We start from the raw sequence: 21,131 nt of genomic DNA, 5'->3' as shown, positions 1-21,131 counted from the left end.
AGCATGCGCGCATTTCAATGGTCACAACTTACCGACCAACAGCAAGCCGAAATATTGGCACGACCGGCCCAAAGCCAGTCTGCCGAGCTGCAACAACAAGTGGCGGCAATTATTGATGCGGTTGCCAATGAAGGCGATGCAGCGGTATTACGATATACCCGTCAGTTTGATTGCGAGAATTTGAGCAAACTACGATATAGCGAGGCTAAAATTGCTGAACGTGCTGAACAACTTTCAGCTGACATAAAGCAGGCGATTGATACTGCCTATGAAACGATTCGTACGTTTCACCTGCAACAACAGCCTCAGGACATCAGTGTAGAAACTGCGCCAGGCGTTGTCTGCACGCAACGTTTCGAAGCATTAACTGCAGTGGGTCTTTATATTCCGGGCGGTACAGCCGTATTACCATCCACCGCATTGATGCTTGGGGTACCAGCGCAGATTGCCAACAATCCTCGGCGCGTTTTAGTCAGCCCACCGGATAGCAATGGTGAGCTCAGCCCTGCTCTGATGTATGTTGCGCAAAAATGCGGTATTACCGAAGTGTATTGCTGTGGTGGTGCTCAAGCGATTGCCGCGCTTGCGCTAGGTACCGAGAGTATCGCGCCAGTGGCGAAGATATTTGGCCCAGGCAATAGCTATGTGACAGCGGCCAAACAGCAGGTTGCTCAACGCAGTGGCGGTCCGGCCATTGATATGCCGGCGGGCCCATCCGAGTTATTGGTGATTGCTGATGATACTGCTAATCCTGCTTTTGTCGCGGCTGATTTATTGTCGCAAGCGGAACACGGCGCTGATTCACAAGTGATTTTGGTGAGCCCCAGTGCAGCATTAATTAGTGCAACCCAAAGCGCCCTTGAGCAACAACTCGAAGTACTTCCGCGTGCTGCAACAGCGCGCAAAGCCCTCGAACAAAGCTCATTGATTCAAGCCGATTCACTTGAACAAGCTTGCGAAATCAGCCAACGGTATGCGCCTGAACACTTATCGGTGCAATTAGACGATGCCGAACAGTATTTGGCTCAACTTTCCTTGGCGGGCTCGATTTTTGTTGGTCACTACACGCCAGAGTCCGGTGGTGACTATGCAACCGGAACCAATCATGTGTTGCCGACGTATGGCTTTGCACGGAACTACAGCAGCTTAGGTTTATTAGATTTCTATCGCCGCTACACCACGCAAACCGTCACAAAACAAGGTTTAGCGCAACTCAGTAAGGCCATTATTACTTTGGCGGAAACTGAAGGCTTAAGAGCGCACGCGCGCGCCGTTAGCATTCGTTTGGAGAATCAGTCATGACCATAGCGGCATCTTTACAGCGTGCACACTTAGCTGTCTTAACGCCTTATGCTTCAGCACGCCGAAGCATGAGTGGTGGCGCAGTTTGGTTGAATGCGAATGAAGCGCCAACAACACCGGCTCTAGCCGCCAATGAAACACAATTGAATCGGTATCCGAGTTTTCAAAGTGCGGCGCTCAATCAAGCGTATGCAAACTATGCACAAGTGAATGTCGATCAGGTATTGAGCTGCCGTGGTAGTGACGAAGCCATCGATTTATTGATTCGTAGTTTCTGCGAGCCACAGCAAGATGCGATTATGATCACCACCCCCACATACGGTATGTACGCCATCAGCGCGCAAACCCAAGGCGCTGGTGTGGTTGATGTGCCACTGATGAGTGCAACTGATGGCTCCTTGCAATTAAACGTAGATGAAATGCTGCGCGCGTTTACCAGCAGCCAACAACAAATCAAGTTAGTGTTTGTTTGTAATCCATCCAACCCGCTTGGTAACAACGTGAACTTGGCGGAGCTCGAGCGCCTGATTGTCGGCGTCGGTGAGCAAGCTTTGGTTGTAGTTGACGAGGCCTATATTGAATTTGCCGCACAAAGTAACGTGCAACCGCTCAATCACATCACCCAGTGGCTCGCGAAGTACCCACAATTGGTGGTGATGCGTACGCTCTCGAAAGCCTTTGGTCTAGCTGCCATACGTTGCGGCTTTGCCTTGGCAAACAGCGATATCATTGAGGTATTACGCAAAGTCATTGCGCCTTACCCAATGCCACAACCCTGTTTAGATATTGCCGAGCGAGCCCTGTCTCAGCAAGGGGTTTCCGCGATGCAACAAGAACTTGCGACAACTACGGCGCAACGCCTCGCCTTCATCCAAGCAATTTCAGCAAAGCCGTGGGTGAAGAAAGTTTGGCCAAGCTGCACCAACTTCGTATTGCTCGACGTTGATAATGCCGAGCAATTGGTTGAGCAATGTCGCCTCGGCGGTGTGTTAATTCGTAATCAATCATCGCAGCGCGGACTCAATAATAGTGTCCGAGTAAGTATCGGTAGCGAAGCCGAAATGCAGCAGTTAATGGAGGTATTGCCATGAGTTCAACCAGCCCACAGAAAATTTTGTTTATTGATCGCGATGGTACGCTGGTTGAAGAGCCACCGATTGATAAACAACTCGATAGCGTTGCTAAGTTAGTCTTTGAACCACAAGTGATTCCAACGTTGTTAGCGTTGCAAAACAAAGGCTACCGCTTGGTCATGGTATCCAATCAAGATGGCTTGGGTACCGATAGTTTTCCGCAAGCTGATTTCGACGCACCGCATGACTTGATGATGGCAATTTTTAAGTCGCAAGGTGTGCGTTTTGATGACGTACTCATTTGTCCACACTTCGATGAAGATAATTGTTCGTGCCGTAAACCGAAGCTTGGTTTGGTGCGTGACTATCTCGTGCAAGGCAAAGTTGATTTTACCGATTCTTACGTGATTGGTGACCGTGAAACCGATATGCAGCTTGCTGAAAACATGGGGATTCAAGGCATTCGTTATGACCGTGCTGATAATAATTGGCAAGCCATCGGTCATACGCTGATTCAACGCCCGCGGACCGCCGAAGTGCAGCGCACCACGCGCGAAACCGATATCAACGTAGCGGTTGATCTCGATAAGTCACAACCGATTCGTATTCACACCGGCATTGGCTTTTTTGATCACATGTTGGAGCAAATTGCGACTCACGGTGGCTTCTCATTAGCTCTTGAAGTTAAAGGTGATTTGCACATTGATGAACACCACACGGTTGAAGACACGGCCTTAGCGTTTGGCCAAGCACTGCGCCAAGCGTTGGGCGATAAGCGGGGTATTGGCCGTTTTGGCTTTGCCCTGCCGATGGATGAGTGCCGCGCTGAGTGTTTAATCGACTTGTCGGGTCGTCCATATTTGCAGTGGCAAGCTGAGTTTAGTCGCGACAATGTTGGCGAACTGTCGACGGAGATGGTCAGCCACTTCTTCCGCTCACTCAGCGATGCGATGGCGATTTCACTTCACTTGAGCACCACTGAAGGCAATGCGCACCACCAGGTAGAAAGTTTGTTCAAAGTTTTCGGCCGCGCGTTACGGCAAGCGATTGCTCGGGGCGCTAGTGACGAACTTCCATCAAGTAAGGGAATGTTGGCATGAGCGCAACAAACTTAGTGATTGTCGATACCGCCTGTGCGAACTTAAGCTCGGTACGCTTTGCTTTTGAGCGTCTGGGAGTCAAACCAGAAGTGACTGCCGATGCGGCACGAATCGCGGCTGCGGATAAAGTGATTTTGCCAGGCGTAGGCACCGCGCAAGCAGCGATGCGTAATCTACAAAAGCTGGAATTGGTTGAAACCCTAAGGGATTTGCAGCAACCGGTGCTCGGTATCTGTCTCGGCATGCAGTTGCTCACCGACTGGTCAGCCGAAGGCGAAGTGAACTGCTTGGGAGTTATTCCAGCGCAAACAGTACGTTTGCAAGCCGGCGACTTACCGTTGCCGCATATGGGTTGGAACACCGTGACTGCGGTCGACGACAACCCGCTTTTAAAGAATATGGATGCGGAAGCTTGGTTCTATTTTGTACATAGCTTTGCCGTGGCCAAAGACCAATCAACCATCGCGCAATGCCAATATGGCCAAGAGTTTGCTGCGATGATTCGCCACCACAACTATTTTGGTGCGCAATTTCACCCAGAGCGCTCCGGTAAAGCTGGTGCGCAACTATTGAAAAATTTTTTGGAGTTAACTGATGCTGATACCCGCGCTTGATTTAATTAACGGCGAAGTTGTGCGTTTGCAGCAAGGTGACTTCGCTCGCCAGACAACCTATTCGAGTAATCCATTAACGTTGGTTAATGCCTACGAAGAAGCTGGCGCACAATGGTTGCATTTAGTTGACCTAGATGGCGCGCGCGACACCTCGAAGCGCCAACTCGAACTTCTGAAAAAAATAACCTCGAATACCAACATGAACGTTCAAGTGGGTGGCGGCATTCGTACGCAACACGACCTCAAGCAATTGTTCGCAGCGGGTGTGCAACGCGCCGTTGTGGGCTCAGTTGCAGTGCGTGAACCGAAACTGGTACAACATTGGCTACAAGAATTCGGTCCCGATGCGATTGTGTTAGCGCTCGATGTGAACATTGATGATCAGGGCGTGGCTTATGTGGCCACCCATGGCTGGCAAGAAACTTCTAATACCACGTTAACCGAGCTGATTGATGGCTATTTACCCTTTGGCTTACGTCATGTCTTGTGTACTGATATCAGTCGCGACGGTATGCTCACGGGCACCAATGTTGCGTTATACGAACAGCTGAAACAACAGTACCCGCAGCTCCAATTTCAAGCATCAGGTGGTGTCGCTAGCCTTGACGACTTAACAGCATTGCAAGCCATCAATTGTGACTCAGTGATTCTTGGCAAAGCCTTACTGACGGGTAAATTCACCTTAACGGAGGCGCTACAATGCTGGCCAAACGCATAATTCCCTGTCTGGATGTTCGTCACGGAGAAGTGGTCAAGGGCGTACAATTTCGTAATCACGAAGTGATTGGCGCAATCGAACCATTAGCTGAACGCTATGCACAAGCCGGTGCTGATGAACTCGTGTTTTATGATATTACGGCAAGTTCTGACGCGCGCGTGGTCGACAAATCTTGGGTGGAGCGCATTGCTCGACTCATCGATATCCCGTTCACCGTTGCCGGTGGTATAAGTTCAGTTGCCCAAGCACAAGAGATCTTAGCCATGGGCGCGGACAAAATATCGATTAATTCGCCAGCTCTGCGCGACCCAAACCTGATCAACACGCTGGTTGAGGAGTTTGGTCAGCAATGTATTGTGATAGGCATTGATAGCTTCTATAACGCGGAAACCAACACCTATGAGGTGTATCAATTTACCGGTGATGAAACACGCACACAAAAAACAGCATGGCAAACCCGTGATTGGTTGCGCGAAGTTGTCGCGCGTGGCGCTGGTGAAATCGTGTTGAACTGCATGAACCAAGACGGTGTGCGCAAAGGCTATGATATTGAACAACTGCAACTGATGCGTGCGGATTGCCCGGTACCGCTGATTGCTTCTGGTGGCGCTGGCAGCATTGAGCATTTCGAGCAAGTCTTTGCGCAGGCTGATGTTGACGGTGCCCTCGCCGCTTCGGTATTTCATAAAGGAATTATTGAAATCAAAGCGTTAAAACAATCGTTACAGCAGGCAGGCATTGCCATTCGGCCGGTGTAATCTGGCGCCAAGGAGAACAAGATGCGGATTAATCAAACAAACATCGATGCAGTTAATTTCGCCAAAGGTGATGACTTGCTGCCGGCTATTGTTCAGCACGCGCTGAGTGGTGAAATTTTAATGCAAGGCTATATGAACACAGATGCCTTGCAGCAAACCTTAAATACGCAACAAGTGACGTTTTTCAGTCGCTCTAAGCAACGGTTATGGACCAAAGGTGAAAGCTCAGGCAATACGTTGACTTTAGTCAGTGTGCATACGGATTGTGACCAGGACAGTTTGCTCGTGCTCGTGAAACCGACCGGCCCGACTTGTCATTTGGGTACCCGTAGCTGTTTTACCGATGCGCAATCGCAACCAATGTTACAGCGTTTGATGGATACCATTGAGTCACGTCGTGGTGCACCAGTCGATAGTAGCTATACCGCCTCGTTATTTGCCGAAGGAGTGAAACGAGCTGCGCAAAAAGTTGGCGAAGAAGGTGTTGAGGTGGCACTAGCAGCTGCCGCCGGCGATGATAAAGAGTTGCTCAATGAAAGCGCGGACTTGCTGTATCATTTGATGGTGACACTAGCAGCCCGCGACTTAAGCTTAAATGACGTGCTTGAGGTATTACACCAACGGCATCAGTCTTGAATTGTTGCTGACTCACTAAAGTTTGCTGCATGAGCAACTTTGTAACGGCGACTGACAACCAGCAGTCGCCAGCTTAACAACACGGCAGCGCAGCTTAAGCCAATAATAAAGCCAATCCACATACCCGCAGCGCCCATCGCCGGCACAATCCAATCGGTTAATGACAAGATAACACCCAAGCTTAAACCAAATGGCCAGTACGATACGAAGGTAATAAACATCACCACTTTGGTGTCTTTATAGCCGCGCAAGGTTCCCATCGCGATGGCTTGGAACGTATCTGAGAGCGTGAATATCGCCGCTAAGCCCATTAAGGTTGCCGCCAACTGAATCACCGCTTGGTCTTCAGTATATAAGCCAGCAAGCCACGCACCCGCTAGGTACATAATCACACCGTTGATCGCCGCAAACGTCATCCCATAAAACGTTGCCAATTTATGGCTAAGCATGGCATTCGCAGGATTACCTGCGCCGAGGGCAAAACCGACGCGCAACGTAACCGCCATCGACAAACTCAAAGGCACCATGTAAACCAACGAGGAAATATTCAACGCAATTTGGTGACTGGCCACCACGGTTGCACCCAGTGGCGCAATAACCAATGCCGCTGCGGCAAACAGGCTCACCTCAAAAAACATCGAGGTCGCGATTGGGAAACCAATTCGAACGATATACCAAATGTCGTCCCAATTCGGCGCATGAAAGGTTTTAAAAATTGCCAATTTCTTAAAACGCTGCACCACGGACACGTACACCAGCATGCCCAGTGCCATCACCCACAAAACAATTGCGGTGGCAAGGCCACAACCAGCACCACCAAGGGCCGGCATGCCGAACTCACCGTAGATGAAGATGTAGTTCACCGGAATGTTAACGAGTAAGCCCAGTACCCCAATGATCAGCGAAGGCACCGTATGCGAAAGCCCTTCGCAGAAATTGCGCAACACCATATACAGCACGAGCGCTGGAATCCCGAAGCTAACATAAAACAGGTAATCAAGCGTCACCCGACGAAACTCATCTTCGACAGACATGGCGTTAAGAATAACTGGGGCGGCTTGTATTACCGCAAAACATAACACCCCACCAATCATGGCTGTGTAAATGCCCTGTTGCACCATATTGCCGACTTTGTGGTGCTTTCCAGCACCATCGAAATGCGAAATAATCGGCGCCAGTGCCAGCGCAAGCCCCATAATAATTAGCGTCGACGGCACCCAAATGCTACCCCCAACAGAAACGGCGGCAAGGTCAGTCGCGCTCACGCGACCGGCCATTAAGGTATCGACAACGCTCATCAACATTTGTGTGAGCTGCGCGATTAAAATAGGGCCAGTGAGTCGAGCCAGCTTGATTGACTCGGTCCACCAATGATTGGGTTGTTGCACGTCTGTACTCCTAGTCTGAACCGAATAAGGCCCAGCCAGCGTCCAAGGTTTCAAGAAAACGGTTTATTTGGTCGGCGGTATTATACGCCCCTAAAGAGATTCTGACGACCGCTGGTAGTTGCCATTGTTGCAATAATAGTTGTGCACAATGATGACCTGCGCGCACGGCAATGTGGTGTTGGTCTAACCAAGCCGCAATATCAAACGCCTGAAACGCGTCGCTGTAAAACGAAATGGTAGGGGTTGCTTGCGCTCCGCTTGGTAATACGGTTAACCAAGCACGTTGCTGCAATTCTTCAACGAGCTGATGGCGTAAGCTGGCGAGTTGTTGCTGTAAATGTTGTTGCTGTAACCAATCGACCGCTGTTGCGGCGGCGACAGCGGCTGCAGTGTTAGGGCTACCCGCTTCGAATTTGTGAATACCATCAATCAACTCAGCCTCGGTTGCGCTCACGCGCTGGACAATACCGCCGCCGACCCAAAATGGTGCCATCGCATCACGCAACGCATCACGGATATACAATACTGCACAACCGTTTACGCTATAGAGCTTGTGCATGCTAAATACTAGCGCATCGCATTCAAGCTGATGCACATCAATGGGCACATGTGCCGCAGCTTGAGCAGCATCGACGAGCGTCCAAGCCCCCTTTGCCTTCGCTGCTTGCAACAACGGCTGTAGATGAAACACAGTGCCTGTAATGTTGCTGGCGGCAGTAACACTCACCACCCGTGTCCGTGGGGTCAAAAGCTCACGCCATTCGCCTAACTCGCCGGTCTCGCGGTCTATAGGAATATAACGCAGGGTCAATTCATATTGTTTCGCAAGCCGTTGCCACGGCAATATATTGGCGTGGTGTTCAGCGCTTGAAAGCAAAATTTCATCGCCAGCTTGCCACTGCACCGGAAGTTGCTCTGCCAGTCCGTTCAAAGCCGCCGTGGTCGAAGCAACCAAAGCAACTTGTTCGGCGCTTGCGCCAATAAATTCAGCCAACTTAGCTCGTGTGGTTTCTAGCGCCGTAGTCGCCGCCCGCCCCAACTGATGGCTTGCTCGATGCACATTAGCATGGTGTTGCTGGTAATAATCAGTATACGCCTGTAACACGACATCAGGCACTTGGCACGTTGCCGCGCTATCGAAATAAATCAGTTCCGGATGCTGACGTAACAAGGCAAATTGGTTCATGCCACCACTTCATGCGATTGAGTTACAAAAGCAACAATTTCAGGATTCACCAAGTGTGCATGAGTTACCGGCCCCATATGGCCACAATCGAGCGTGACTTCGCTCGCATTTGGCATCACTTGCAATAAATGATGTGCCACACACCGCGCGCTCTCTTGCGTGTGCTGGCCTTGAAGTACTAAGACTGGCATATCAACGTGGCGATAGTCCTGCAACTTATGGGGCTCGCCCATCAGCGCCGCAAAATCCTTGGTCACTTTTGCTGCTTGCATGACCATGCCGGCACGAATGCGCTCCGGTAAAGCATCGAAATAGCCAGGCTGATTCCAATAATCAACAAATGCTCGAGTCGCCGCTTCGCTGTCATGTTGATACATTTGCGCCGCAATTTTTTCAATTTCAATACGCGCTGGCTCATTCGCTTCTAAAACATGAAACGCAACCGGTTCGAACACTACGAGCTGTTGCACCGCAACCGGCTTTTCTAGGGCAATTTTTAGTGCCAAAGCACCACCATAGGAATGACCAACAATGGTCACTGGTTGCTGCCACTGTGCTGCGGCCATAGCTTCTAATACACGCGGTAGCTCGTCGCTAAAACGAAATGCTTCCGGTTCGATATCTTCAGCCGCAGGTGCCTTGCCATAACCCAATAAATCAATCGCTAGAATATCAAACTGACTTTCAAGCTGCTGGATTAGCCCCCGCCATTGGCCACTATTGCTTTGTGAACTGTGTAGCAACAATAGTGGTGGTTTACCTAATACGCCGAAGCGGTGTACGCCGGGTAACAGCATCATAGTGCACCGCCAATAAACACACCAATCACATAACCGGCCTGCAGTAGCAATACCGCAAAAGTACCGAGTACCCCAACGGTGCGTGCCCACGACGGACCAACTGACAACGTAAGACCCAATGCGTGACAGACACGAGCAACAAACAATGCCGCACCGAGAGCATGTAGCAACGCTGCCGATGCCCCTTGCAATTCAATCAGTACCAATAAAATTAACGATAGCGGCACATATTCAGCAAAATTTCCGTGAATACGCACAGCCACTTTCAAATCTTGTGACTCGCCAGTGCCAATACCAACGCGATCGCGCCAACGTAGCCGAATAATATTTACCGACAAAGCGAAATAAAGCAGCGTCAATAAGCCCGCATACAACATGCTGATCATTAACGTCATGTCCATGATTGTTATCCTTTTTTATGAACAAAGAGTGTAAGAACGAACCGTTAGTTTATACAAAAAAGCCCACTCAAGGTGGGCTTTTGAAATCTATTGGTTAACGTGAAGTTTATTTTAGCAAGCTACCTAACTTGTTGCTAATGTCTTCAACATCACCGGTTCCATCAATATTATGGAATTTAACCTGACCTTGTTCGGCTAGTTTACGATAATACGCAACCAAAGGCTCGGTTTGTTCATGATAAATTGCCAGACGCTTACGCACGGTTTCTTCTTTGTCATCATCGCGGATAACGAGAACATCGCCAGTTTCATCGTCTTTACCTTCCACTTTTGGTGGATTATAGGTGACATGATACACACGGCCTGAGCCAGGGTGGACACGACGGCCAGCCATACGCTCAACAATCACTTCATCCGGCACATCAAATTCAAGAACCACGTCAACATCGATACCTGCAGCATGCATACCATCCGCTTGCGGAATCGTGCGCGGAAATCCATCGAGTAAAAAACCGTTTTGGCAATCAGGCTGTGCCACGCGCTCTTTCACCAAGCCAATCATAATGTCGTCTGAAACGAGTTTACCGGCATCCATCACCGCTTTGGCTTGCTTACCTAATTCGGTACCGTCCTTAATTGCAGCTCGTAACATGTCGCCGGTTGAGATTTGCGGAATCCCAAACGTTTTCATTAAGAACTGCGCTTGTGTACCTTTCCCTGCGCCTGGTGCGCCCAACAGGATAATGCGCATGAACAACCTCTTTTACTTAATTTGTTTAATGCGGATAAGTTAAGGTCGAACTTTACCTTGCACAAAGAGGCTTTACAAGTCCGAGCATTGCCGACTTTCGTCGGACAATGCGCAGACTCACACTATTTGCTGAATTTTTCCGCAACTTTGAACGTCAACGTGCTTATGCCTGAGTTAAATCGAGCATCAGCTTGTTCATACGCGCCACAAATTTTGCTGGGTCTTTTAAGCTACCGCGCTCTGCTAAGGTTGCTTGATCCAGCAATACGTGTGCCCATTCGCTAAAGCGGCTGTCATCATCGAGCTCGACAATACGCTGTACCAACGTATGTTCTGGGTTTATTTCAAAAATATACTTGGTTTCTGGCACCTTCTGACCCGCTGCTTCCATCAGCTTCGCCATTTGTGTACTCATATCGTTTTCGTCGGTAACAATACACGCTGGTGAATCCGTTAAACGATGGGTGACGCGAACGGTCTTCACGCTATCGCCTAATGCTTTCTCAAAGCGTTTTAATTGCTTTTTGAACGCTTTTTCAGATTCTTCGTGTTGCTTTTTGGTTTCCGCGTCATCAAGTTCACCGAGATCTAAATCACCACGTGTGACCGACTGGAACGCTTTTTCCTTATATTCGGTTAAATGGCTCATGAGCCACTCGTCAATACGCTCGGACAGCAACAGGACTTCAATGCCCTTCTTGCGGAAGATTTCCAGTGCTGGATTATCACGTGCCGCCTCATAGCTGTCCGCGACAATGTAATAAATCTTCTCTTGTTTCTCTGACATGCGCTCAAGATACGCATCCAAGCTCACTGTCGCTTCGCTGTTATCTTCGTGCGTTGATGCAAAGCGCAATAAACTCGCGATCGTTTCTTGGTTACCGTGATCTTCCGCCGGTCCCTCTTTTAAAACGGTACCGAACGTATTCCAAAATTCTTGATATTTTTCAGGATCGTCTTTGGCAAGTTTGCTCAACATGCTCAAAATTTTCTTCGTGCTACCGTTGCGCATTGAACGCGTGATTTTGTTATCTTGCAAAATTTCACGCGACACGTTCAACGGTAAGTCAGATGAATCCATCAGACCACGAACGAAACGCAGATACGTTGGCATCAATTGCTTCGCGTCATCCATAATAAAAACGCGTTTAACGTATAGTTTGATACCGGTCTGATTATCGCGATTCCATAAGTCCCATGGCGCGCGTTTTGGAATGTACAACAAGCTCGTGTACTCCGACGTACCTTCAACCTTGTTGTGGCTCCATAGCAACGGCTCATCGAAATCATGCGCGATGGTTTTATAGAACTCTTTGTATTCCTCATCAGAGATTTCTGATTTTTCACGAGTCCATAACGCTTGGCCAGAGTTCACCGCTTCCCAGCCATCTTGTTTATTGTCGTCGTCACGTTTTGGCATTTGCACCGGAATACTCAAATGATCCGAGTATTTGGTGATAATGCTTTTCAAACGCCACTCATCGAGGTACTCGTTGGCGTCATCACGTAAATGCAAAATGATATCGGTACCACGCTTCGCTTTGTCGATATTGCGTAACTCGTACTCGCCCTCACCGCGTGAGAACCACTCAACAGCGCTATCAGCACCTGCGGCGCGAGTGCGCACAGTGACGCTATCGGCAACAATAAAGGCTGAGTAGAAACCAACACCGAACTGACCAATCAAGCGGCTGTCTTTTGTCTGATCACCCGATAACTGACTAAAGAAATCAGCGGTTCCTGACTTGGCAATGGTACCTAGGTTCGCCATCACTTCATCACGCGTCATACCAATACCATTATCGCTAATGGTAATAGTGCCAGCATCTTTGTCTGCACTTACACGAACATAGAGTTCAGCGTCGTCAGCTAACAAACTGCTGTCACTTAATGCTTTGAATCGTAGCTTATCAGCAGCATCCGATGCATTCGATACAAGCTCGCGCAGAAAGATTTCTTTATTGGAATAAAGTGAATGAATCATCAAATGAAGCAACTGCTTCACTTCGGTTTGAAAACCGTGGGTTTCTGCTTGACGGGTCTCCGCCATAGTGATTTCTCCTACACTATCTGTCAGTAAATCAACAATGATTAGATGGGTATAGGACAAAGATGGGGATGGCGCTTCGCATTTCAAGCGCCATTTTCATGAAATTATTCGACGTCAGGATAGATTAGTTGTGATCAATCACTTTACGGCCACTGAAAGCATGGCCCAATGTGGCTTGATCAACATACTCCAGCTCTCCACCCACTGGCACACCGTGCGCAATACGCGAGGTACGTATATTGCGTGAGCGCGCTAAATCAGCAATAAAATGCGCTGTTGCCTCGCCTTCGACGGTTGGATTCGTTGCCAAAATGACTTCTTCAATCGCTTCTTGCTGCAAGCGCTTAGCCAGCACATCTAAGCCAATATCTTCGGGACCAATGCCGTCAAGTGGCGATAAATGCCCCATCAGCACAAAATAACAGCCTTGATATTGACCCGTTTGTTCAATCGCTAAAACATCGGCTGGCGTTTCAACAATACACAGCAGGCCACTGTCACGTCGCTTCGCATCAGCACAAATTGCACAGGTTTGCTCTTCGGTTAGTGTGCGGCACTGATTGCAGTGACCGACTTTTTCGACCGCCTCAGTTAACGCCTGCGCTAGGCGCAAAGCGCCTTCACGTTGACGCTCCAACAATTGAAACGTCATTCGCTGAGCGCTTTTGGGGCCAACCCCAGGTAGCAGCCGTAACGCTTGTACAAGCTCTTGAATGGTCGGACTAAGACGCATGCTTCACCTATGCTTAAAATGGCATCTTAAAGCCAGGTGGAAGGTTCATACCGCCGGTAACTTCAGCCATTTTCTCTTTGCTGGTTTGTTCAACGCGACGCACCGCGTCGTTAATTGCCGCAGCAACTAAGTCTTCAATCATTTCGCTATCGTCATCTTCGAATAAGCTCGGATCGATACTGACACGACGTACATTGTGATTACCAAGCATGGTTACCTTAACCATACCGGCACCCGCTTCGCCAGTTACTTCTAGGTTTGCAATTTCAGCCTGCGCTTTTTGCATACGTTCTTGCATCTGCTGCGCTTGCTTCATCATGTTGCCTAAACCACCACCTTTAAACATATCTACCTCTATTTTCTAGCTTTAATCTGGTTTCACAGAGTCAGCTTTCAGCTGAGCTCCAAATTCATTCTCGAGCTGTTGTGCAATTGGGTCTTGTGCCAACGTGTGCTGCGCAACATTCATCCGATGGTTATTAATGCGCTGCTGAATTTCAACTGGCGTCGCCGCCTCGGCATCGCCAACCAAAATATCTCGCAGAACCATGTCAAACTGCTCGGCCATAGCTTCTTTAATGGTGATAACTGCGCCATCATTCAATAGGTAAGCCCAGTTTTTTCGCACCATTAGTACATATTGATCATGTTCTTTTTGCAGCACACTGTTGCGCGCTAATTGGCGAGTTAATCCATGTAAATCAAGCCCATCTATCATCGCCGACCAGCGATCGATTTCGGCCGCACGTTGCGTGCTATCAGTAATCTGCGCATCAATTTCTGGCAACTCAACTGGCGTATTTGCCTCTTCGGAGCTTTCTTGCGCTTGAGCAGCAGGTTCTGATGTTGCCGCTTCTGTCTGTTCGGGAAGTTCGTTAACCGGCTGTGTTTCTGCTGGTTTCTCAGCCGGAATCGCCGGTTGCTTGGTATCTTCAGTTGGCGTATTTACTTCACGATTTTTTTTTTGCGCCAATGCACTACGTGTTGCAAGTAGTGCTTGCAAATCATGTTGCGGCGACTGTTCCGCTTGCTCTGGTGCAGGCTGCTCCGTCACTGATTGTTGCGACTGTTCCGTCACCGATTGCTGTGACTGAGGCGCTTCGTCAAGCGCAGCTTGATAGTCTGGTTCAAACTCGTCCTCTAGCCCATCATTTGAGTCGTACTCAGATTCGGGTTCAAACTCTGGCTCAGCAACATTTGCTTCAGGTTCCGGCTGACTTTCAGGTAACGGCGTACTGAGTGCCGACGGTGGTGGCGTCTTTGCCGTAACTGGTTTCACTTTGGTAACCATTTCAGGCGGCGCTTCAACTACTTCGAGATATTCCGGGCGAAACGCCATTAAGCGCAGCAAGGTCATTTCTACACCACTGCGCACATCACTGGCATAATTTAAATCGCGTCGGCCTTGCACCAAAATGTCATAAAACACCTGCAACAATTCTGCTGGTAACTGTTGTGCCAGATGTTGCCCGGCAGGTTCTAAGCCTGTTGCATGCGCGGTTTCTGGAACAGCCTTGTACAACGCCATTTGATGAATCAGATTCTGTAACTCGGGTAACAAGCCGCTTAAGTCAGGTACCTGACCAGCCACTTGCTCGAGTGTTTGCAGCATAGTTTCAGCATCACCGCTCAACACGTTCTGCATTAAGCTAATTAATTGATAACTTGGCACACTGCCAAGCATTTGCTGCACGCCATGCACCGTTACGGCATGGTCGCCCTGAGCAATAGCTTGATCAGTCAAACTCAATGCATCACGCATACTACCTTGCGCTGCTCGGGCTAACGCCTGAATTGCCGGCTCTTCAAAAGAAATATTCTCAGCACCGAGCACCTGCATTAAATGCTGTGTAATCTCATCCCGTGATAGCGCTTTGAGGTTAAATTGGAGGCAACGCGACAACACCGTGATCGGCAGTTTTTGCGGATCAGTCGTCGCTAGTAAAAACTTCACATGCTCAGGCGGTTCTTCCAAGGTTTTTAACAACGCATTGAAACTGTGCCGTGACAGCATATGAACTTCGTCAATCAAATAGACTTTGAAGCGGCCTTGAGTCGGCGCGTATTGAACGTTATCGAGTAGTTCGCGGGTATCTTCTACTTTAGTTCGCGATGCGGCATCTATTTCAAGTAAGTCGACAAATCGACCTTGATCAATCGCAGTACAAGCGCCGCACTGACCACAAGGTTCCGCGGTAATACCCTGCTCGCAATTAAGGCTTTTCGCAAGAATGCGAGCAATGGTTGTTTTACCAACGCCGCGGGTTCCGGTCAGTAACCAAGCATGGTGTAATCGACCAGTTTGTAACGCATTAAATAGGGGCTTCAACACATGTTGTTGCCCTACTACTTCAGCAAAATTGCGGGGTCGCCACTTACGTGCGAGAACTTGATAGCTCATGGCCAATATCTTCTCAATCTGTCGCTTCAGATAAGTAGCTAACTTACCTTAAAATGAGCACAGGGTATAGTATGGAATCTTGGCTTGTTGTAAACGCTGAGCGCCAGGTAAATCAGCGAGCGTAATAATAAATACGCATTCTGCGATGGTCGCTTGTTGCTTATTGAGCATTTCAACGGCAGCCAAAATTGTTCCGCCAGTTGCTAGCAGATCATCCACCACCAGTACTTTGTCGGCTGCGCTAATGTCCTCAGCGTGCAATTCGAGCTTGTCTTCACCATATTCCAGCGCATAAGTTTGCGAAACCGTTTTGCGCGGCAGCTTTCCGGGCTTACGCAAAGGTACGAAACCGATGCCGAGCGCATAAGCTAACGCCGTAGCGAAAATAAAACCGCGCGCTTCAATGCCAACAATTTTCGTAATGCCTTGATCACGGTAACGTTCAGCGAGAATGTTAATCGTGTGCTGGAAAGCAGCACCATCGGCGAGAAGCGGCGTAATATCACGAAATAAAATGCCCGGCTTCGGATAATCCGGAATCGCACGGATATAATTTTCTATCTGCATCAATCGTCTCAGACAGTTGTTTGTTGCGGGTTACCGGTAGTTGCCGCTAAGTCGTTGAGTAACCCCAACAAGCGTTGTGCTTCTACGGGTTTAGGCAGACACAAGTTTGCACCGGCTTTGTCAGCCAAAGGCTGCACATGTGCGGCATCTTGCGTGGTCATCAAAATAATTGGTGTCTGTTGATAATGCTCAGACTGGCGTAGGCTCTTAATTAAAGCCAAACCATCCATTAATGGCATTTTGTGATCAACCAACACCACATCATAATGCTGACTTTTACTACGGTTTAAGCCGTCGAGGCCGTCATTGGCACAACTTACCGTAAACGGGCTTTGCTCAATAATCTGTAGCAATTGGTCCCGTGTCGCTGGTTTATCCTCAACCAGCAATAATTGGAGTGACATAATCTGCCTATTTAATTAAACAGCTTAAGCTGAAAAAAACTTATACCAAGCTAGAACTGCTGGTAACACTGGTACAGCAAGAAATACAATTACTGCAAGCCAGCCCATTTTTACGCCCGATTCATCACGGAAGTTTTCATCATGTGCCATAAAATACATCCTCACTGACTAAAATTTGCGGTGCGGATCATACTTTAATTGCGACTGGGGAACAACATACCTCGTTGATAGAGTTCCGGCACCGTTGCCAACAAGCCTTGATGCAGTTGCTCGGCGGGAAATTGCGGTAGTTGTTTGGCAAGATGTTCGGCAATTTGCGCTACGGTTAGCTTTGGGTGCTGCAATAAAAAGTCCACCAGTAACATGGTAACCGCATTAAGTTGCAGAAATTTGACGTTAGCCGAAATCATCTCATTGTTAAATTCATCAACACGATAAACGGCTAAATAGCAGGCCTGCTCCAGCGGTTGTTCTGGAACAAGTTCAGGCTGAATGGTATGAACGGGGTAGTCGAAAGCATGCCATTGCAGCGACGGATTGACCTGCCACAATGTGGCTTCTATAGCCGTTTTTAATGGTGGCAAAATACAGGCAGATTCATGGTTATACGCTTCTACCTCCATGCGCTCGTATACGGCAAGCTGATAGCTCCAAGCAGGCAACCAATCTTCGTCATAGTCAGCCAAAAATTCAACAAACTCTGCGCCTATTGCTGAAAATAGCGGTGTCTTTGCTTGGTGTTGAGAAATAAAGGCTTGTAACAAGGTACGCGATTGTTCGGCAGTCAGAATACTAAACAATACCGGGAAACCGCGGGTCACAAATCCGTCGAGGTTATTTCTGACTAAGCGCTCATACACCTGCAGTCGACGTAATTCGGCAACAGGTTGTTCGCTACCTTTCGGATCTCTTAACCAACGCGACCACTGCTCTTGAATACGTTGGAACTCTGTCATGCTACTTCTGTATTTTGTGTTACAGCCTTTATGGCCTCTACTTCTGCCAATAACTCCGGTAACGGCGGAATATTGAAATCACGCTCTAACAGAACCGGAAATGGTCCATGAGTTTCATAGCTAAGCGCTAATAACTCCATGACCTCTTGGCGCACAGCAGCGCCATGGGTGTCAATTAACAGGTCAGGTTCTTCTTCGTAGTGTCCAGCAATATGCCCGTAATTAATGCGCTCTGATGGTAAACCTTGAATAAACGCCACGGGGTCATATTTGTGATTCACGCTATTCACGAACACGTTATTCACATCAAGCAATAAGTCACAATCCGCTTGCGTGAGAACGCGTTTAATAAATGCGAGTTCACTGATTTCTTGCGCCGCAGGAGAGTAATACGAAACGTTTTCTAAAATGAGTTTACGTTCAAGCAATTCTTGGACTCGACGAACGCGCTGCGCCACGTAGTCCGCCGCTTCTTCGCTAAACGGTATCGGCAACAAGTCATAAAGATGACCGTTGGCTGAGCAATAACTTAAGTGTTCGCTGTAGCGCTCTATATTAAAGCGATCGAGAAATGCCTTAACCTTTAGAATGAAGGCTTCGTCAAGGGGGTCTGGACTACCAATTGATAGCGAAAGTCCGTGGCTATACAGCGGATATCGTTCACGCAACCTATCGAGCTGGTAAGAGGCTTCGTAACCACGCTCAATCCAGTTCTCAGGTGCTATTTCCCAAAAGTCTACGGCGGGATTCTGCTGTAATACTTCAGTTAAGAATTCCCGCCGGAGTCCTAAGCCAACTATGCGCCGCACTTCCCTTCGCCACATTTGCCTTCGCCGCATTTACCTTCTTTGGCTTTTTCGTTCATGCGCTCTTTCGCTTTGTCGTCCATTTTTTGCATGGCTTTATCACCGCCACATTTGCCTTCGCCGCACTTCCCTTCGCCGCATTTGCCTTCTTCATATTTCTTGGCATGCTCTTTGGCTTTATCGCCACCGCATTTACCTTCACCACATTTACCCTCGCCGCATTTGCCTTCTTTGGCCTTTTTGGCGTCTTTATTGGCACCGCAACGCATCTCTTGCTGTTGCTGCTGTTGTTGCTGTTGCTGTTGATAGCCACCAGGCAATTCGGTAAAGCCAAAAGGGTTTGCTGAAGCTGCAACGCTACCAGCGCTTACCATCAATGCGCCTACCGCTACTGAAACTGATTTTTTCATCGCTTTCATTTGAATTTCCTCATTTGTTGTTCTTGATCAACAGACTATCACTTTTTATTTTGACATGTCTTGTATAACAATAGTTCAAGACCAATAAAAAACCCCGCTAAGTCGCGGGGTTTTACCAGATATTTAACTGAATACTGTATATCGATTACAGTGAAACACCGCGGTTCGAAGCTTTTTGGCGAATATACTGTTCCCAACTGGTCGCGTTGCGACGCTGGTCACGGAATTTCTTCGCTTCTTGCACGTATTTTAATGCTTCACGGAAGTTATTCTCATAGAAATAAGCTTCGGTTAAAGACATATATACGCGGCCTGGTTCTTCTACATTCTCCTGTAGCGCTTTCATATAAGCATTCGCTGCTTTTGAATATTCTTCAGCGCGAAGATATGCATTGCCTTGACGGCGGAAGAAGTCAGCCTTCTCAGCCTGAGTTTCTTGTAAGTTAGCTGATAAACCGTACATTTCAGCAGCTTTCGCGTACTCGCGCGCTTGCTCGAAACTACTTGCCGCACTTTGATAGTTACGCGCAGTTTTCTCGATGTCGCCAGCATTTAAATGCTTCACCATCAAGGTTGCTGCTTTGTAAGGAATTGACGAGTTAGCATATAACTGGACAACCGCCTTAATTTGGCTTTCCTTGTCCAAGTAACCTGCTAAGTACGCAATTTCTAACGTTTGTAACGCTTTGTCGATGTTTTCAGTCAGCATATAAAGCATGCCTAACTGACTCCACCATACTTTTTCAGTAGGTAGTTTATTCAAACCGACTTCAAGTACTTTAATCGCTTCTTTGTACTGTTCAGTTTCGTAGTAAGCTGCAACTTTCAACACATATGGGTTTTTGTTGACTTCGCCTTCTGCTTCATAAGCTTGAATCGCTAAATCGGCAGGACGAACAATTTTATCAAACTGCTTCAGCTCATAATAAGCATTGGCAATTCGCAAAAACACATCTGGGTCAGCTTCACCAGTAAACTGGAGCCACTTACCGTAATAGGTTAATGCATTACGATATTCTTCAAGCTGTAACGCTAGGTCTGCAGTTAGCTTCAATACTAATGCTTGGTCAGCATGACCTAACACATCAGCATCAGCTGCACGCTTCACTAAATCGTAAGCTTTACGTTCTTCGCCATCGGCTGCATACAGGTTACCGAGGAAGCGGTTGACATAAGCAGTATCAAACTCGCTACTTGGGTCAATTTCGACCAAGATTGCGATAGCACCCTTTGTGTCTTCTTCTTCAGTGTACAAATCCAATGCAGTCATCAAACGACGACCAACACGCTCGCTTACGGTTTGGTTACGGCGACTCTGCTTCGCAGCTTCGACTTGTTCAGCTGATGGCAAGTTGTAATTGATTTCTTGTGATGCGGCAGGCGCAGGAGCGGCTGCCATCACAGTACACAATACACTCGCACTAATTAATGTTGTGAGTTTTTTGTGCATCATCTATTACTCCATATCCAACGTGAAGTCGAGCTGGACCGTTTGACCAGGCTGGCGTACAGCTTTACCGTCAACAACCTTCGGCTTGTATTTCCAACGCAACAAGGCGCGGCGAGCTTCTTGGTCAAATACACGGCGTGGTTCTGAGTCGATAACTTCAACATCAGTTACCCCACCTGTTTCATCGATGGTAAAACGTAATTGCACCCAACCTTGGATACCGTCACGTGCCGCAGCCGGCGGATAACGCGGGTTAATACGTACGATAGGTGTTGCTTCACCATCGCGAACCATGAGTCCGCCCGCATTTAGCCCTGTATCGGTTCCACCAACATCTACCTCAAAACCCAAGTCAAGATTCATACCATCTGAGTCTGACGTGTCAGGCTCGTTTGGCGGAGTCTCAGGCGGTTGCTGAGGTGGAGGCGGAGGTGGTGGTGGCGTACGGCGACGCTGATCCACATCCGAATCCGGTGGCGTTGTTACAAGTTCGATCGGTGCAGTCGGTGGTGGACCTTCGTTACGTCCCTCACCGCCGCTAATCAAAAAAGCCATGAAAGCGAACAGAAGGAACGTAGCTGCAGCACCTAATAGTATTGATACTATAAAGCGCACCAT

At 48.4% G+C, this 21,131-nt stretch carries 24 protein-coding genes; 7 read left to right on the top strand and 17 right to left on the bottom strand.

The genetic code is table 11. The features are described from left to right. Window positions 1–3 precede the first annotated feature (3 nt). The 7 genes from hisD to hisIE are packed head-to-tail and all read left to right on the top strand — an operon-like array spanning window position 4 to window position 6,201. Window positions 4–1,302, top strand: a complete 1,299-nt coding sequence (gene hisD / locus CWI82_RS04505; RefSeq protein WP_130202785.1) for a histidinol dehydrogenase — start codon at window positions 4–6, stop codon at window positions 1,300–1,302. Beyond that, window positions 1,299–2,393, top strand: a complete 1,095-nt coding sequence (hisC, locus tag CWI82_RS04500) for a histidinol-phosphate transaminase (protein ID WP_130202784.1) — start codon at window positions 1,299–1,301, stop codon at window positions 2,391–2,393. The genes hisD and hisC overlap by 4 nt, the downstream gene beginning before the upstream one ends. Next, the gene (hisB, locus tag CWI82_RS04495; RefSeq protein WP_130202783.1) at window positions 2,390–3,475 is read left to right on the top strand and encodes a bifunctional histidinol-phosphatase/imidazoleglycerol-phosphate dehydratase HisB; all 1,086 of its coding nucleotides are present in this window, start codon (window positions 2,390–2,392) and stop codon (window positions 3,473–3,475) included. Before hisC ends, hisB begins: the two co-directional genes overlap by 4 nt. Then, window positions 3,472–4,089 carry an imidazole glycerol phosphate synthase subunit HisH gene (gene hisH, locus CWI82_RS04490; RefSeq protein WP_130202782.1) on the top strand — a complete coding sequence of 206 codons (618 nt, stop codon included), beginning with the start codon at window positions 3,472–3,474 and terminating at the stop codon, window positions 4,087–4,089. The genes hisB and hisH overlap by 4 nt, the downstream gene beginning before the upstream one ends. Next, window positions 4,070–4,807, top strand: coding sequence for a 1-(5-phosphoribosyl)-5-[(5-phosphoribosylamino)methylideneamino]imidazole-4-carboxamide isomerase (hisA, locus tag CWI82_RS04485; protein ID WP_130202781.1), 738 nt, complete (start codon window positions 4,070–4,072; stop codon window positions 4,805–4,807). Before hisH ends, hisA begins: the two co-directional genes overlap by 20 nt. Further along, on the top strand, window positions 4,789–5,565 hold the full coding sequence (hisF, locus tag CWI82_RS04480; protein WP_130202780.1) for an imidazole glycerol phosphate synthase subunit HisF: 777 nt from the start codon (window positions 4,789–4,791) through the stop codon (window positions 5,563–5,565). The genes hisA and hisF overlap by 19 nt, the downstream gene beginning before the upstream one ends. A gap of 21 nt (window positions 5,566–5,586) precedes the next feature. Continuing rightward, entirely contained in the window at window positions 5,587–6,201 is a 615-nt protein-coding gene (gene hisIE, locus CWI82_RS04475; protein ID WP_130202779.1) for a bifunctional phosphoribosyl-AMP cyclohydrolase/phosphoribosyl-ATP diphosphatase HisIE, read from the top strand. On the opposite strand, the gene CWI82_RS04470 is transcribed toward hisIE, so the two are convergent. From CWI82_RS04470 to CWI82_RS04395, 17 genes are all read right to left on the bottom strand, one after another. Further along, window positions 6,192–7,589 (bottom strand): MATE family efflux transporter, encoded by a 1,398-nt coding sequence (locus CWI82_RS04470; RefSeq protein WP_233340191.1) that lies wholly within the window; start codon window positions 7,587–7,589, stop codon window positions 6,192–6,194. The two genes, hisIE and CWI82_RS04470, sit on opposite strands and share 10 nt — an antisense overlap. A gap of 10 nt (window positions 7,590–7,599) precedes the next feature. Continuing rightward, window positions 7,600–8,775: an aminotransferase class V-fold PLP-dependent enzyme gene (locus CWI82_RS04465; protein WP_130202778.1), complete on the bottom strand. Its 1,176-nt coding sequence runs from the start codon at window positions 8,773–8,775 to the stop codon at window positions 7,600–7,602. Further along, window positions 8,772–9,575: an alpha/beta fold hydrolase gene (locus CWI82_RS04460; protein WP_233340190.1), complete on the bottom strand. Its 804-nt coding sequence runs from the start codon at window positions 9,573–9,575 to the stop codon at window positions 8,772–8,774. The genes CWI82_RS04465 and CWI82_RS04460 overlap by 4 nt, the downstream gene beginning before the upstream one ends. Further along, a complete protein-coding gene (locus tag CWI82_RS04455) occupies window positions 9,572–9,976 on the bottom strand; it encodes an MAPEG family protein (protein ID WP_233340189.1) in 405 nt (134 codons plus the stop codon). Before CWI82_RS04455 ends, CWI82_RS04460 begins: the two co-directional genes overlap by 4 nt. A gap of 106 nt (window positions 9,977–10,082) precedes the next feature. Beyond that, window positions 10,083–10,727, bottom strand: coding sequence for an adenylate kinase (gene adk / locus CWI82_RS04450; RefSeq protein ID WP_130202777.1), 645 nt, complete (start codon window positions 10,725–10,727; stop codon window positions 10,083–10,085). A gap of 163 nt (window positions 10,728–10,890) precedes the next feature. After that, on the bottom strand, window positions 10,891–12,777 hold the full coding sequence (gene htpG / locus CWI82_RS04445; RefSeq protein WP_130202776.1) for a molecular chaperone HtpG: 1,887 nt from the start codon (window positions 12,775–12,777) through the stop codon (window positions 10,891–10,893). A 124-nt stretch (window positions 12,778–12,901) separates the two neighbouring features. Beyond that, complete coding sequence (gene recR / locus CWI82_RS04440) at window positions 12,902–13,510, bottom strand: recombination mediator RecR (RefSeq protein WP_130202775.1); 609 nt, start codon at window positions 13,508–13,510, stop codon at window positions 12,902–12,904. A gap of 13 nt (window positions 13,511–13,523) precedes the next feature. Beyond that, window positions 13,524–13,856, bottom strand: coding sequence for a YbaB/EbfC family nucleoid-associated protein (locus CWI82_RS04435; RefSeq protein WP_092855538.1), 333 nt, complete (start codon window positions 13,854–13,856; stop codon window positions 13,524–13,526). A 21-nt stretch (window positions 13,857–13,877) separates the two neighbouring features. Further along, entirely contained in the window at window positions 13,878–15,911 is a 2,034-nt protein-coding gene (dnaX, locus tag CWI82_RS04430) for a DNA polymerase III subunit gamma/tau (RefSeq protein ID WP_130202774.1), read from the bottom strand. 48 nt (window positions 15,912–15,959) lie between these two features. Beyond that, entirely contained in the window at window positions 15,960–16,478 is a 519-nt protein-coding gene (gene apt / locus CWI82_RS04425; RefSeq protein WP_092855542.1) for an adenine phosphoribosyltransferase, read from the bottom strand. Between the two features lie 8 nt (window positions 16,479–16,486). Then, window positions 16,487–16,882 carry a response regulator gene (locus CWI82_RS04420; RefSeq protein ID WP_092855544.1) on the bottom strand — a complete coding sequence of 132 codons (396 nt, stop codon included), beginning with the start codon at window positions 16,880–16,882 and terminating at the stop codon, window positions 16,487–16,489. 24 nt (window positions 16,883–16,906) lie between these two features. Further along, window positions 16,907–17,032 carry a hypothetical protein gene (locus tag CWI82_RS11510; protein ID WP_267899167.1) on the bottom strand — a complete coding sequence of 42 codons (126 nt, stop codon included), beginning with the start codon at window positions 17,030–17,032 and terminating at the stop codon, window positions 16,907–16,909. A 44-nt stretch (window positions 17,033–17,076) separates the two neighbouring features. Next, window positions 17,077–17,838 (bottom strand): HvfC family RiPP maturation protein, encoded by a 762-nt coding sequence (locus tag CWI82_RS04415; RefSeq protein WP_130202773.1) that lies wholly within the window; start codon window positions 17,836–17,838, stop codon window positions 17,077–17,079. Then, entirely contained in the window at window positions 17,835–18,662 is an 828-nt protein-coding gene (locus CWI82_RS04410) for an HvfB family MNIO-type RiPP peptide maturase (RefSeq protein WP_130202772.1), read from the bottom strand. The genes CWI82_RS04415 and CWI82_RS04410 overlap by 4 nt, the downstream gene beginning before the upstream one ends. Further along, complete coding sequence (locus CWI82_RS04405) at window positions 18,635–19,063, bottom strand: HvfA family oxazolone/thioamide-modified RiPP metallophore (protein WP_092855550.1); 429 nt, start codon at window positions 19,061–19,063, stop codon at window positions 18,635–18,637. Before CWI82_RS04405 ends, CWI82_RS04410 begins: the two co-directional genes overlap by 28 nt. 145 nt (window positions 19,064–19,208) lie before the next feature. Then, the gene (locus CWI82_RS04400; protein ID WP_233340188.1) at window positions 19,209–20,516 is read right to left on the bottom strand and encodes a tetratricopeptide repeat protein; all 1,308 of its coding nucleotides are present in this window, start codon (window positions 20,514–20,516) and stop codon (window positions 19,209–19,211) included. Window positions 20,517–20,519: 3 nt separating this feature from the next. Further along, window positions 20,520–21,131 carry an energy transducer TonB gene (locus CWI82_RS04395; RefSeq protein ID WP_092855552.1) on the bottom strand — a complete coding sequence of 204 codons (612 nt, stop codon included), beginning with the start codon at window positions 21,129–21,131 and terminating at the stop codon, window positions 20,520–20,522.

The sequence above is a fragment of the Pseudidiomarina tainanensis genome (assembly GCF_004214835.1).
In the GTDB taxonomy this organism is placed as follows: Bacteria; Pseudomonadota; Gammaproteobacteria; order Enterobacterales; family Alteromonadaceae; genus Pseudidiomarina; species Pseudidiomarina tainanensis.
This window is presented reverse-complemented; position numbering and strand designations above follow the sequence as displayed.